This is a genomic window from Streptomyces sp. SDr-06 (assembly GCF_003324565.1).
Taxonomy (GTDB): domain Bacteria; phylum Actinomycetota; class Actinomycetes; order Streptomycetales; family Streptomycetaceae; genus Streptomyces.
In genome coordinates, this window is record NZ_QOLA01000020.1 from 91,281 (window position 1) to 103,611 (window position 12,331).

The window sequence follows — 12,331 nt, forward strand, 5'->3', positions numbered from 1 at the left end:
CTGGTCGACGTCTTACTGCTGGGCCGCGGGGTGGTCCGGGCCGTATCCGCTGGTCTTCTGGTCGTACCAGTCGGGGCGCAGGCCGGTGGGCGCCGCGGGGGGCTCGCGCAGGGCGGCGCCGTAGGCGCTGGTGGATTTGTGGATGACGGGATCGGCGAGGGGCGCGGGCCAGAGCTGGAGCAGGTAGGTCTCGACGGGGTCGTCGGCCTCGCGTACGTCGCCGTCGTCGCGGTTCCTCCCGTGCACCAGGAGGCGGTAGCTGCCGGGGCCCGGCAGGGTCAGCACGGGTGCTTCCTCGGGGCCCTCTTCGCCAGGGCCGATGGAGACGCGGGCCGTCGTCCAGGTGAAGGAGACTTCGGCGACGTCCTGCCAGTCGTCCAGGCGAAGGGCGGGTGGGCCGTCCCAGAGTTCGGCGGTGACGTCGATGTCTGCGCCTTCGACAGCGCAGACGACCGCGGCGTAGTCATCGCGCGCGGCGACGAGCCCGTTGGCGGTGTGGTCGAGGGGGACGTCGTCGAAGGTGTCGAGGTCGATGAGGTCGAGGGTGCCGTGGGCAATGAAGAGGTGAGGGCTGGAGACGCGGTCGATGAGCGAGGCCATGGCGGGGCTCCCTTGCGGCGGAAGGGGGACAGCGATTTCGCTGTCCCCCAGGGGCTTACGCTACGCGTCTGGTGATACGGGCACTGGACCAGCGGGCGCATCGCGGCGTCGCTGCGGACGGTCGGGATGTTGGTGACGTTGACCCAGAACTTGTCGTTCTCCAGAAGCCGGTTGGTGTTGTACCAGGACTGCCGGGCGCGACCTTCGAGGCGGTTCTGCGCGGCCGGGACCATGTGGCAGGAGAAGTCCGGATTGACGCTGGCGCCCTGGTGGGTGGAGGCGAAGGGGTATTCGTCGCAGCTCTTTCCGGGCGGGCGCGGGATCGAGGACGGGCACGCGGTGCGCCGGTTGGCGCGTATCAGGGCCTGGTCCATGGTGCGCGTCAGCGCGGGGCCGTGACCTTGCCATCCCCAGTGGTTCTTGAGGTTGTGCTGGGCCCAGTCGATGTGCCAGGCCACCTGGTCGAAGGGGCCGGTGACGGAGATGTCGTAGGTGGGCGTGTAGTCGGGGTAGACGCAACCCCCCGCGGCGGCAGGGCTCATGCGGGGGGTGTTGTCGCACCGCACGTCGAGTTTGGGGCCGAGATCGATGCTGACCGGCGTGTACGGGGCCGCCTCGTAGGTGAGGTGCGGGGCCTGTGCGTCGGTGTTGGTGACGGCTCCGGGGGAGTCGATGACGATGTCCCAATTCCGCGTCGTGCCCAGGGTGGTGATCTGCGGGGTGCCCCCGGTGGCGGTGCAGTGGCCGCAGGTTTCCGTGATGGTGGCGACGCCGAGTTCGGCGGCCGCGACGGTCGTGGACAGCAGCCGGAGGGTGACCTTGTCGGTCCAGCGGTGCCGGTTGCGGGCGTCGAGCTGGACGTTCGAGGTCCATGCGAAGTTGGCGCTGCCCTGATACTGGTGCTGGGGCTCGATGTAGAAGTCGACGCGGAGACCGCCGGAGGCGCACGAGCTGGTGCGGTCCGTTCTGACTTGGCCGACGGTACAGGTCACGGCTGCGTTGGGGGCGACGTTCTGCCTTGTCAGCGGGGTGAGTTGGGCGGTGGCGCTGTGGTGGGGCCGGGGCGTGGGCGCGACGTCCGCCGACGCGACTCCCGTGAATGCCGAGCTGACCGCGACGAGTGCGGCCAGTAGGATTCCCCCTCGTTTGATCGCTTTCACCGATCATGGTCCTTTCGCTCGGATAGGGCGGGACCATGGTTCTGGGGTGAAATTGGGAACGTCGACGCCGAGTTGGGCCGCGGGGGCTTCTTTCGGTCGGCGGGGCGGGGGAGTTGGCGTTTTCTGTGTGCTGGCTGCGGGGTTTCTGCGCAGGTGGAGGGTGCCGAAATCGTTGTCCGTAACTCATTGTCCGCATAGCGGCAGAGGGCGGGTTTTCGGCCGCCGCGGTCGCGGATTTCGGGATGAGGGTGCCCGGCTGCCCATTCCCGGCGTGGGTTCCGGGAATGGGATCATCATCCGGCATCGGTATTGCTCGGCATTTCCGGACCCGATTCCCAGGTCGGCGCATTCCCGCGACGGTCGAGCATCCGCGTCGCTTCGATGCCACAGGCGACGGCTTCGGCGAGCGGCACGAGCACGATGCGTGCGATTCCAGGATGGCCGCGCCGTCCCGCCCGCGATGAAGGTGACGCCCGGCCCCTCCCGGGCCGAGGGCGGCGCGGTGGTTTCGGCGACCGACCAGGTTGACGCTTGTTCATTGAGAGGTCTGGCCGCGAACTGGATGGCTCGGCGTTCCGGGGGCTTGCGTGTCTGTTGCTGTTCAGGCCACCGCGTCGCGCTCGGTGTCGGTGGGTGTGGCGTCCAGGTGCCAGTGGAGGTCGTGGATGCCGGGTTCGAGTGAAAGGCGGGCGATGAGCTGTTCCAGCGCTCGGGCGGGATCGCCGCTGATCGCGACGACGGCCCGCAGCTCCGTGGTGTCGTCGTCCTCGCGCCGCACGCGCAGGCCGGTGGGGGCGAGTCCGCTGCCCGCCATGGCTTGCAGGAGCAGGGCGCGGATGTGGGCGTCCTCGCCGCGGTCGCAGACGAGGTGCACGGTGGCCCGTACGCCTTCGGTGTCGGGGTCGTGCTGGGGCACGCGGTCGATGAGGCGTCCCGCGGGGCGCAGCGTCAGGTGGACGGCGAGGACCGCGCCCGTGCCGATGAGGGCCAGCCCCAGGCGTCCGGAGGCGGAGAGGACCCCGACGGCGGCCGAACACCACAAGGTGGCGGCGGTGTTGAGCCCGCGTACGGACGCACCGTCGCGAAGGATCACACCGCCGCCGAGGAAGCCGATGCCGGACACGACGTACGAGGCGACCCGGGTGGGGCTGCCCGCGTCGCCGACCGCCTCGCTGTACAGGACGAACAAGGTGGCCCCGGCGGCGACCAGCGCGTTGGTGCGCAGCCCGGCCATGCGGGCGCGCCACTGGCGCTCGATGCCGATCAGTGCGCCGCAGCCCACACCCGCGGCGAGCCGGAGTGCGAAGTCGAAGGTGGTCAGCTCGGCCATGGCGGCCTCCTCTCGCCCTGTGCGGGCCGGCGGACGCCGCGCACGGTGGGCTGTCGGCTACGGCATGCCGGAAGACGGTGACGAACGGAGTCGGGGCCGATGCTGGCCCTGTCCACTGTGACGGTGATCCATGTCCTCCGCCTCCCCACCGGCGCCCTCAGGGTCAGTGGGTCTGCCCCGACGTCGCATTCGTGCGGCGGGACCGTCCATCCGCAGGGAACTTGCGTCTCCACGCAAAGATAGTAGACGACAGCACGCGCCTCAGGCGGTCTATACGGTCTGCGCCGCTGACCAGAGGCCGGGCGAAGGCGGTACCGGCTCCAGCGGCCGTCGAGCATGCCCCTGAAGAGCCGTCGATAGAGTCGGCCAGGCACAGTGGCTTTTCAGTAGACGGGACCGTCCTCCATGCCTTTCGCGCCTCGGGTCATAGCTCGGGTCCTGCTGGTGACCGCCGCGGTTCTGCTGGCCTGGACGGTGGTGCTGGGATTCTGGCTGGACGGTCAGACCCAGGTGCGCAACTGGTCGGTGTCCTGGGTCGGGATGGACTTGTTGCAGGCAACCGGCCTGGTGGCAACCGCCGTCCTCTTGGCGCGTCAGGTCCGGACGGTCTCGCCGGTGGCTTCGGCCACCGCCGCGCTGCTGGTCCTGGACGCCTGGTTCGACGTGGCGACGTCGGAAGACGGCGGTGCCCAGTACGTGGCACTGGGCATGGCGTTCCTGGTGGAGCTGCCGGCCGCCCTCTGGCTCGCCTGGCTCGCCGCCTTCGCGCTGGACTGGGCAGCCCCCTCCCGTACCACCAAGGGCCGCGACCCTGCATGAGGGCGCATCCCGCACAAGAATGCGGGATGTCACGGCTCCGACGGGGACGGCCCAGCCGGTTCGCGGCGACGCTGGGCGCTGTCGCTGATGCGGATCAGCAAGGCGACCATCAGCCAGTTGGCGACCATGGACGATCCGCCCTTGGCCAGGAACGGCAGCGCCTTGCCGGTCAGCGGGATCAGGCCCATGACGCCGCCCGAGACGACGAACACCTGGAGCAGCAGTGCGCCGGACAGGCCGGCCGCCAGGAGCTTGCCGAACGGGTCGCGGGCCAGGACGCTGATGCGCAGTCCGCGCTGCGCGAGGAGCGCGTACAGAAGCAGGACGGCCATCACCCCGGCCAGGCCGAGCTCTTCGCCGACGGTGGTGAGGATGAAGTCGCTGTTACCGGCGAAGCCGATGAGTTCGGGATGGCCCTGGCCCAGGCCCGTGCCGGTGATGCCGCCGCTGCCGAAGCTGAACAGGGCCTGGCCGAGCTGTTCGGAGATCCCTGCCTTCTGTCCGGCGGGCGTGAAGGCGTCCATGGGGTGGAGCCAGGCGACGACCCGGCCGTGGACGTGCGGTTCCATCGAGCCGACCACTCCGGCCCCGACGACGGCCATGAGCAGACCGCACACCACCCAGCTGGTCCGCTCGGTGGCCATGTACAGCATGATCACAAACACGCCGAAGAAGATCAGCGAGGTGCCGAGGTCCCGCTCGAAGATGAGCACCAGCAGGCTGAGGACCCAGATCGTCGCGATCGGCGCCATCTGCCGCCCGGGCGGCAGCCGCATGCCGAGGAACCGCCGCCCGGTCAGTGCGAGCGCGTCGCGGTTGACCGTGAGATAGCCGGCGAAGAACACCGCGATCATGACCTTCACGAATTCGCCGGGCTGCACGCTCAGCGGCCCGAGCATGATCCACCGCTTGGCGCCGAACTGGTCCGCGCCGAAGAAGGCCGGGGCCATCAACAGAACCAGGGCCACCGCCATCATCAGATACAGGTACCGCTGCAGCCAGCGGTGATCGCGCAGGGCGAGCAGCACGCCGATGCAGACGGCCACCCCGATCACCGTCCACATCAGCTGTCCGCTGCCGGCCTGGGGGATCCTGAGGCGGGGCTCGGCCGCGTAGGTGATGTCGAGCCGGTGCATCAGCACCAGGCCGAGTCCGGTCAGCAGCAGGGCGAGCGGAAGGATCAACGGATCCGCCCGGGACGCCCAGCGCCGCACCGCCAGGTGCGGTACCACGGCGAGCAGGAAGACGGCGACGGCGAACCCGGGCAGCCCCGAGGGCAGCCCACCGTCCATGGACAGGCTGGTGCAGGTGTAGCCGCCGACCGTGATCAGTACGACGAAGCCGAGCAGCCAGGCCTCGGTGCGCCGCCGGTTGGGCGCCTGCGCGAGCGCCGCGAACGACATGGTGCGCCCGAAGTCGTCCTCCGGCTCCGCACCGCTTGTGAATCGCGACCGGGTCGCGTTCGTCAGCCCCCGCACAGAAACCTCCCACCCTGGGAGAACCGCAGACCGGGACATCACGCCCCCGTGCCCGCGGCATGAACGCACCGCGAGGCAACAGGCAGCCTGAGCCGGTCCCTGCGGGGCTCTCCTCATAGACACTTGCCGAGTTGCGCCATTATGCAACTAATTAGAGCTACGGTACGCCTCATCGGCCGAAACCGCGGACTCGGGGCGGATCGGACCGAGCCGCTCAGCCCCTGGCGACCCAAGGACGTCCCTGCTCGCGGCGGAAGGCGGGGCTTGGCCGATCGTGGTTGTTCGGTGGGGCGGCCCGGGCACGGCGACGGCCCGTGCGGACGGACGCCCTGGCACGTTTGCGCCACCCGGCGAACCCCGACCACCCCACCTGGCATGCTCGTCTCCACCTGTCCCAGTCCGTGCCCGGGGAAGCGGGGCCTGCCCGAAAGGTCGTCACGAACATGACGTTCAAAGAGCTCCACCACCAGCACTCCCCGCTCCTGCTGCCCAACGCCTGGGACGTGGCCTCGGCGCTCGCCTTCGCCGACGCGGGATTCCCCGCCATCGGCACGACGAGCTTCGGCGTCGCCGCCTCCGGTGGCAGTCCCGACGGTGGCCGGGCCAGCAGGCAGGCCACCCGGGCTCTCGCTCAGAGACTGAGGGGCACCTCCTTCTATGTCTCCGCCGACATCGAGGACGGCTATGACGACGACCCCGAGTATGTGGCGGCGTACACCGTGAGCCTCGGCGTCGACGGCATCAACATCGAGGACAGCACCGACGAGAGGCTGATTGATCCCGCGCTGCACGCGGCCAAGATCACCGCCATCAAGCACGCCGCGCCCGACCTCTTCGTCAACGCCCGGGTCGACACGTACTGGCTCGGCCAGCAGGCCACGGTCAAGGAGACCTTGGCGCGGGCCCACGCGTACGAAGCGGCGGGCGCCGACGGCATCTTCATCCCGGGGGCCACCGATCCCTCCGAGCTGCGCCAGTTGACCGGCGCCATCGAGGCGCCGGTCAACATCCTGGCCCACCCCACGCTTTCCGTGGCGGAGCTGGGCCGGCTGGGTGTGCGGCGCATCAGTACCGGATCGCTGCCCTACCGCGCCGCGATGGATGCCGCCGTGCGCGCGGCCGTGGACGTACGCGACGGCGGCACCCCACCCGCGGCGACGTCCTATCCCGTGATGCAGGAGCGGCTCGTGCGCAACCACCGGGGCCGGCGGGGATGAGACCCCCAAGGCCTCCGGCGGGTCCGCCCCTGGGCGAGCACCTGTCGGGCCAACTCGCCGTACGCGCACGGCGATCGGCCGCGATCGGGGCGCAAGAGCCCGCTCGTTTCCCTCCCGGACGCTGTACGGGGCCTGCGGTCATGCCGCCAGGCGGGTACCGCGGCGCCAGACGGCGCGGGTGTTGAGGGTGTCGCCGATGTCGCTGGTCGGGTCGCCGTCGACCAGCAGGAGGTCGGCTCGCAGTCCTTCCGCGATGCGACCCCGGTCGCTGAGGCGGAAGCGGCGCGCCGTGGTCGCCGTGGCTGCGCGCAGGGCCCGTGCGGGGGTGAGGCCGGCGGCCACGAGGTACTGCAGTTCGTGGTGCAGGCTGGCTCCGTGTGCCAGGCCCCCGAAGAACGTCTCGGGCATGGATACGTCGGTGCCGGCCAGCACGTCGATACCGGCGGCGTCCAGGGCGCGCACGGTGTCGTACACGTCGTCGAGCTTGCCCTGCGGGTAGCGGTTGTAGCTGGACCGCAGCGTCTGGTCCCACTTGCTGTCGAGGCGGGCGGCGACCCGAGGGTCGTCGGCGAGTTCGCTGCCGGTGATGCCCATCATCGACGCGTTGAGGCTGATGCAGGGAATGACGAACATGCCCGCGTCCTTGATCACGTCGATGATCTCGGCCGTGTGCGGCTGGTCCATGAACACGTGGGCGAGGCCGTCGATGCCCGCTTCCGCGGCCATTGTGGTGGCCTCCACGGTGAGCGCGTGGGCCACGGTGAGGGCGCCGTACTTCTTGGCCTCTGCCACCCCCGCGTTCACGGTGGCCTGGTCGAGCGAGGGCAGCCCCGGGTGTCCCTCCACGCTGCCGTCGTCGATCATGAACTTGATGAAGTCCGACCCGCGGCCGAGGAGTTGAGGGACGAAGGCGGCCGCTTCCTCGGGAGTGGTGGAGAACGGCATCAGGGGCATCACCGGGGGGAGATCCCACTTCGGCCGGAACCCCTCGGGCATCAGCTCGCTGGGGTGGCCACCGGGCGGTGTGATGCCGAATCCGGCCGAGCGCACATCGGCCACCGTGTCGTCGTCGGTGATGTGGCCCCGGTTCTCCCGGGTGTTCATCCCTTGCATCTCCAGTTCGGTCGTCACTCCGAACCGCAGGGCGAGGGCCAGGGACCCGGGGGCGGAGTGCACATGGGCGTCGATGAGTCCCGGCAGCAAGGTGGCGCCGCGACCGTCGACGATCTCGCTGCCCCAGGGAGCGTCCCCGCCGACCCGAGTGATCCTTCCGCCATCGATGACCACGGTCTGCACGCCGAGCGACTTCTCCCCGTCGAAGACGTGGGCGTTGGTGATCGCGGTTGCCATGGCGGCCCGCCTCGTTTCCTTGCTGGGCAACATTTACATACCTGATGCTATGCACTTATCGGCAGGCATGCAAATGTGTGATGCGGGATAGACTCGGCCCCATGAGCAGTGCCTTTTCCCCTGATCAGGACCCCGACGACCTGGCGCTCGGCCAGATCGGCCCAGCGCTGTCCCGTCTGCGACGTCGCGCACCTGCTTCGGGCAAGGATCTTTCCCGCAATCTCGTCCTGAATGTGATCGCCGACGCGCCGGGCGAGACCACCGTCGGTGGTCTCGCCGCCGAGATGGGCATCGCCCAGCCGGTGGCCAGCCGTACCGTCGCCGCCTGCATCCAGGAGGGCTTGCTGCGGCGGGCGGCATCCCAGGCCGATGGGCGCCGCACCGTGCTCGAACTCACTGAGCACGGCGAGGCCGAGCGGAACCGCTTCGCCGCTGAACAGCGCGCGGCGTTCGAGGAGATCACCGCGGCCTGGTCGGCGGAGGAACGCATCCAGTTCGCACGCCTCTTGGTCCGTTACGGCGCGGACGCCACCGCGTGGTCCAGGAGGCGGGCCGCGGGCCGCGACTGAGGGAGGTCTCGCGCGGCCGCGTCGCAGCGGAGCGCTCGCGCGAGGCGAGGTGTCCGCGGGGGTGTCGCGTTCCCTGTGCGGCGTCGAGCGAGCGTCTCAAGTCGGCTGGTGGGGAGGCGAGTTGGTCGTCCCTGCGGCATTCCGGTGATGAGGTCATGGGGGTGAGTTCGCGGGGCGCTGATTGGGTTGGCGACCGGCTGCGGAAGGCGGTGTGGCCGGTCCTCGCGGCTCAACTCCCGCTGCGTGGAGGCGTGATCGGCTGATTCCGCCGACTGAGCGGAGGTGGTCGGTTCAGCCCGCCAGGCGCTGGAGCCATTCGCGGAGCAGAGCCGTCTCCGTGTCCCGCAGCGGTACCCCGGTGGCCTCGGCCGAGGACTCGGTGGCGGACTGAAGTGCGGCATCGAGGGCGAGTGCGCGCGAGGCCAGGTCCGAGCCCGACGGGTCGGGCGAGTCCGTGGTGACCGACGCGATGACGGTGTCCCTCAGGCGTGCCGACGTGGTCAGGTCCCGTTCCGAAGGCTCTTCGCCGATCAGCGCCAGCGTGGCCCCCGTCGTCGCCGCGTGGAGGACGCGGGTCGCCTGCTCCACGGGAACCCGTAGGGCCCCGGCCTCGGCCACCCGGCCCAGCAGTCTCACCAGCAGGGCGTGCGCCTCGTCCGCGGCCGGCGGGCGCCGGCCGGGCTGGGCGGTGCCGTACATGAGCATGTAGAACGCGGGGTGCTGCACTCCGAAGTCCACGTGCAGGTCCCAGCCGCGGTAGAGGTCGCCCACGGGGTCGTCGGGGGACAGTGTCAGCGCCTCGCGCTTCTCGGTCAGGTACATCTCGAATCCGTAGGCGGCCAGCTCGGCCAGGAGTCCGTCCTTGTCGTCGAACATCCGGTAGAGCGCGGGAGCCGTGATGCCCGCGGCCGCGGCGACGGCCCGCGTGGAGACCGCTTCGCTGCCGCCCTCCTCCAAAAGCTTGGCGGCCACCTGCAGTACCTGGTGCCGTGCGGCGCGTCGTCCCTCATTCATGAAACAACGATATCGCATCTTGCGCATCGGTGTTCTATCGGTGATAACGTTCAAACCGTAACGTCGATCCGGCCGAGGGTGGTCGGCGCAGCCACGCGCCAGCTGGACGTGAGCCTCGCCATGGCTCCGGCCTCTGGCACTCCAGGCATGGAGCGGCGCGGCCGCCCGCCGCGGCGAGACGACTCATCGTCCACCGACACAGCACCGAGCACGCCGCCAAGGCGGCAGGAGGAATACCCATGTCCGACATATCGATCGTCATCGCGTCCCATTCCGGTTACGGCCACACCGCGCAGCTCGCCGCGGCCGTCGAGGACGGTGCGCGCTCCCTGGCCGGGACGCGGGCCCAGCGCGTGGACGTCGCCTCACTGAGCGATGCCGACTGGGACCTGATGGACGCCGCGGATGCCATCATCTTCGGCACCCCCACCTACATGGGCACCGCGTCGGGGGCGTTCCACGCCTTCGCCGAGGCCACCAGCAAGCGCTGGAGCACCCGGGCCTGGAGCGACAAGCTTGCCGCGGGGTTCACCAACTCCGGTTCCATGAGCGGCGACAAGATGCACACCCTTCAGTACCTCTCACTCCTGGCCGCCCAGCACGGAATGCTCTGGGTGAGCCTGGGCCTGCTGCCTGGCTGGAACACCACCACCTCCAGCCCCCAGGACAACAACCGCCTCGGCTTCTACCTCGGCGCCGGCGCACAGAGCTTCAACGACACTCCCGCGGTCGACGACGCCGATGTGAACACCGCCCGCCACCTCGGCCGCCGCGTCGCCGAGCAGACCCGTATCCACCGCACCGGACTGGTCACCGCGGCGCTCTGACCCCAACGGCCGCCAGAAAATACCCCTCCAGTGCCGCTCCCGCCCACGCTCGCTGACGGGCAGGCGTCGGCGGGGGCGGCACTGGAATCTCTCCAAGGAGCGAGCCATGCAGCATCGGACCCTGGGAAGCCAGGGCCTTGAGGTCTCGGCCATCGGCTACGGCGCGATGGGCCTGACGATGGCCTACGGACCCACCGACGAGGCGGCCGGCATCGCCGCCCTCCGCCGCGCCCACGATCTGGGAGTCACCTTCTTCGACACCGCCGAGATGTACGGCTGGGGTACCGGATCCAACGAGCTGCTGGTGGGCCGGGCGGTCAGGGACTTCCGTGACGAGGTGGTCCTGGCCACCAAGTTCGGCGTCGACATGGCGGTGCCCGCGGAGCGGATCGGCGGCCCTCTCAACAGCCGCCCCGACAACATCCGCAAGGTCGCCGACAACAGCCTGCGCTACCTCGGCACGGATCACATCGACGTGTTCTACCAGCACCGGGTCGATCCCGACGTGCCCATCGAGGACGTCGCGGGCACGGTCAAGGAGCTGATCGACGCGGGATGGGTGCGGTACTTCGGCCTCAGCGAGGCCGGACCCGAGACGATCCGCAGGGCGCACGCCGTGCAGCCGGTCTCCGTTCTGCAGACCGAGTACTCCCTGTTCGAAAGGGACGCCGAGCAACTCCTGCCCGTCCTGGACGAGCTCGGCATCGGCTTCGTCGCCTACTCGCCCCTGGGCCGCGGGTTCATCACCGGCACCGCCAGGCCCGCCGACCAGTACGAAGGCGGCGACATACGCAGCGTGGACCCGCGCTGGCAGCCAGGGAACTTCGAGAAGAACATCGAAGCGGTCGACCGGCTTGCGGCCCTCGCGGCGACAAGAGGCGCCACCGTCTCCCAACTTGCCCTGGCCTGGCTCCTGACCCGGGGCGAACACGTCGTGCCGATCCCAGGCACCCGCAGCTCGCAGCGCATCGAGGAGAACGTACGGGCCGTCGACCTCACCCTCACCGATGCCGACCTGAAAGCCATCGACGAGATCCTGCCCCACGGCGGCTTCGGCGCCCGCTACGCCGAGGGGCACGTGCCCACGTGGGTCTGAGAGCGGTCCGGCCCTCTCATACCGGGGCGCGGCAGTCCCGGGGCGCGGGTGGGGTCGGGTCGCCCGACTCCGCGTCGGCCGTCGTCAGCACGCTGACGTTCAGCGCGCATTCGATCTGTTTCACGGTGTGGAAGACGAACAGGTCCTCCCGCCCGTGCTGCACGCGCGGCCCGCCCGCCACCAGCATTCCGACGATCACCGCGCCGTGCACGGGATGTCCGTCGACGACCTGGTCGACCGGCACGAACACCGGGGCCCCGGAATCGGCCGCCTGAGACACCTGGGTGTGTTCCTTCACCGCGATCGCCAGGCCGAAGGTGCAGCGTCTCGGCTGGGGCTTGTCCTCGCACTCCTTGCCCTCGCTCAGCGAGAACACCTCCACGTCGCAGAGCAGCTTGGTGACCTGGCCGCTCACACACACCTTCTGTCCGACCACGGGCGCGTCCGCCTTGCCGAGCACCCGGCGGGCCACTGGCTCACCGGCGGGGCCGCCGTCGGTCCAGATGGTCGGGGCGTACACCTGCGGCTTGGCGGGGGTTGCGGTGATCAGCCCGGTGTCAGCTCCGTCGTCGAAGAAGGCCCGTGCGACGCTGCCGTAGGGGGTCTGGCCCGAGACGACGGGGACGCCCCTCTGGGCGTCGGAGCAGTGCCCGGCCGTGACCATGGCGCGCTTGCCGTCCTCGACCCGGCGCACCGCGAAGCCCGCCGTGCAGTCGAACAGGGTGGCGCTGACGGTCGTCGTGATCGCGGCGCCGCCGCGGTGCGGCTGTGGATCGTTGGACCGGCCGGCCGGGGCGCCGGTCGCGGACGCACCGGGCACCAGGGCCAGCAGCGCGGCCAGCAGGCAGGCCGGAAGGGGCAGTCGGCGCAT

Annotated in this window: 13 protein-coding genes and 1 pseudogene; 6 read left to right on the top strand and 8 right to left on the bottom strand. The window is 70.1% G+C overall.

Going from position 1 to position 12,331, the window contains the following annotated elements:
* Nucleotides 1-12 precede the first annotated feature (12 nt).
* Nucleotides 13-600, bottom strand: coding sequence for a hypothetical protein (locus DT019_RS40450; protein ID WP_223279843.1), 588 nt, complete (start codon nt 598-600; stop codon nt 13-15).
* 149 nt (nt 601-749) lie between these two features.
* Nucleotides 750-1,142, bottom strand: a pseudogene (locus DT019_RS41120) (NucA/NucB deoxyribonuclease domain-containing protein); the annotation flags it as partial.
* 136 nt (nt 1,143-1,278) lie between these two features.
* On the opposite strand from DT019_RS41120, the gene DT019_RS40455 reads away from it, so the two are divergent.
* On the top strand, nt 1,279-1,494 hold the full coding sequence (locus DT019_RS40455; RefSeq protein ID WP_223279844.1) for a hypothetical protein: 216 nt from the start codon (nt 1,279-1,281) through the stop codon (nt 1,492-1,494).
* 559 nt (nt 1,495-2,053) lie between these two features.
* Here the strand turns inward: DT019_RS40455 and DT019_RS40810 are convergent.
* On the bottom strand, nt 2,054-2,179 hold the full coding sequence (locus DT019_RS40810; RefSeq protein WP_262985350.1) for a hypothetical protein: 126 nt from the start codon (nt 2,177-2,179) through the stop codon (nt 2,054-2,056).
* Nucleotides 2,180-2,361: 182 nt separating this feature from the next.
* Nucleotides 2,362-3,090 (bottom strand): MgtC/SapB family protein, encoded by a 729-nt coding sequence (locus tag DT019_RS30550; RefSeq protein ID WP_114040197.1) that lies wholly within the window; start codon nt 3,088-3,090, stop codon nt 2,362-2,364.
* A 405-nt stretch (nt 3,091-3,495) separates the two neighbouring features.
* On the opposite strand from DT019_RS30550, the gene DT019_RS30555 reads away from it, so the two are divergent.
* Nucleotides 3,496-3,909, top strand: a complete 414-nt coding sequence (locus tag DT019_RS30555) for a hypothetical protein (protein ID WP_147267364.1) — start codon at nt 3,496-3,498, stop codon at nt 3,907-3,909.
* 29 nt (nt 3,910-3,938) lie between these two features.
* On the opposite strand, the gene DT019_RS30560 is transcribed toward DT019_RS30555, so the two are convergent.
* The gene (locus DT019_RS30560; protein WP_114040258.1) at nt 3,939-5,312 is read right to left on the bottom strand and encodes an FtsW/RodA/SpoVE family cell cycle protein; all 1,374 of its coding nucleotides are present in this window, start codon (nt 5,310-5,312) and stop codon (nt 3,939-3,941) included.
* A gap of 518 nt (nt 5,313-5,830) precedes the next feature.
* Between DT019_RS30560 and DT019_RS30565 the strand changes: the two genes are divergently transcribed.
* Complete coding sequence (locus DT019_RS30565; protein WP_114040199.1) at nt 5,831-6,604, top strand: isocitrate lyase/phosphoenolpyruvate mutase family protein; 774 nt, start codon at nt 5,831-5,833, stop codon at nt 6,602-6,604.
* A 138-nt stretch (nt 6,605-6,742) separates the two neighbouring features.
* Here the strand turns inward: DT019_RS30565 and DT019_RS30570 are convergent, their stop codons facing one another.
* On the bottom strand, nt 6,743-7,954 hold the full coding sequence (locus tag DT019_RS30570) for an amidohydrolase family protein (protein WP_114040200.1): 1,212 nt from the start codon (nt 7,952-7,954) through the stop codon (nt 6,743-6,745).
* Between the two features lie 101 nt (nt 7,955-8,055).
* On the opposite strand from DT019_RS30570, the gene DT019_RS30575 reads away from it, so the two are divergent.
* Nucleotides 8,056-8,523 (top strand): MarR family winged helix-turn-helix transcriptional regulator, encoded by a 468-nt coding sequence (locus tag DT019_RS30575; RefSeq protein ID WP_114040201.1) that lies wholly within the window; start codon nt 8,056-8,058, stop codon nt 8,521-8,523.
* A gap of 291 nt (nt 8,524-8,814) precedes the next feature.
* Here DT019_RS30575 and DT019_RS30580 read toward each other — a convergent pair whose 3' ends face one another.
* Nucleotides 8,815-9,537 carry a TetR/AcrR family transcriptional regulator gene (locus DT019_RS30580; RefSeq protein ID WP_114040202.1) on the bottom strand — a complete coding sequence of 241 codons (723 nt, stop codon included), beginning with the start codon at nt 9,535-9,537 and terminating at the stop codon, nt 8,815-8,817.
* 239 nt (nt 9,538-9,776) lie between these two features.
* Between DT019_RS30580 and DT019_RS30585 the strand changes: the two genes are divergently transcribed.
* Nucleotides 9,777-10,364 carry a flavodoxin family protein gene (locus DT019_RS30585; protein WP_114040203.1) on the top strand — a complete coding sequence of 196 codons (588 nt, stop codon included), beginning with the start codon at nt 9,777-9,779 and terminating at the stop codon, nt 10,362-10,364.
* A gap of 106 nt (nt 10,365-10,470) precedes the next feature.
* Nucleotides 10,471-11,460, top strand: coding sequence for an aldo/keto reductase (locus tag DT019_RS30590; RefSeq protein WP_114040204.1), 990 nt, complete (start codon nt 10,471-10,473; stop codon nt 11,458-11,460).
* Nucleotides 11,461-11,476: 16 nt separating this feature from the next.
* Here DT019_RS30590 and DT019_RS30595 read toward each other — a convergent pair whose 3' ends face one another.
* Complete coding sequence (locus DT019_RS30595; RefSeq protein WP_114040205.1) at nt 11,477-12,331, bottom strand: hypothetical protein; 855 nt, start codon at nt 12,329-12,331, stop codon at nt 11,477-11,479.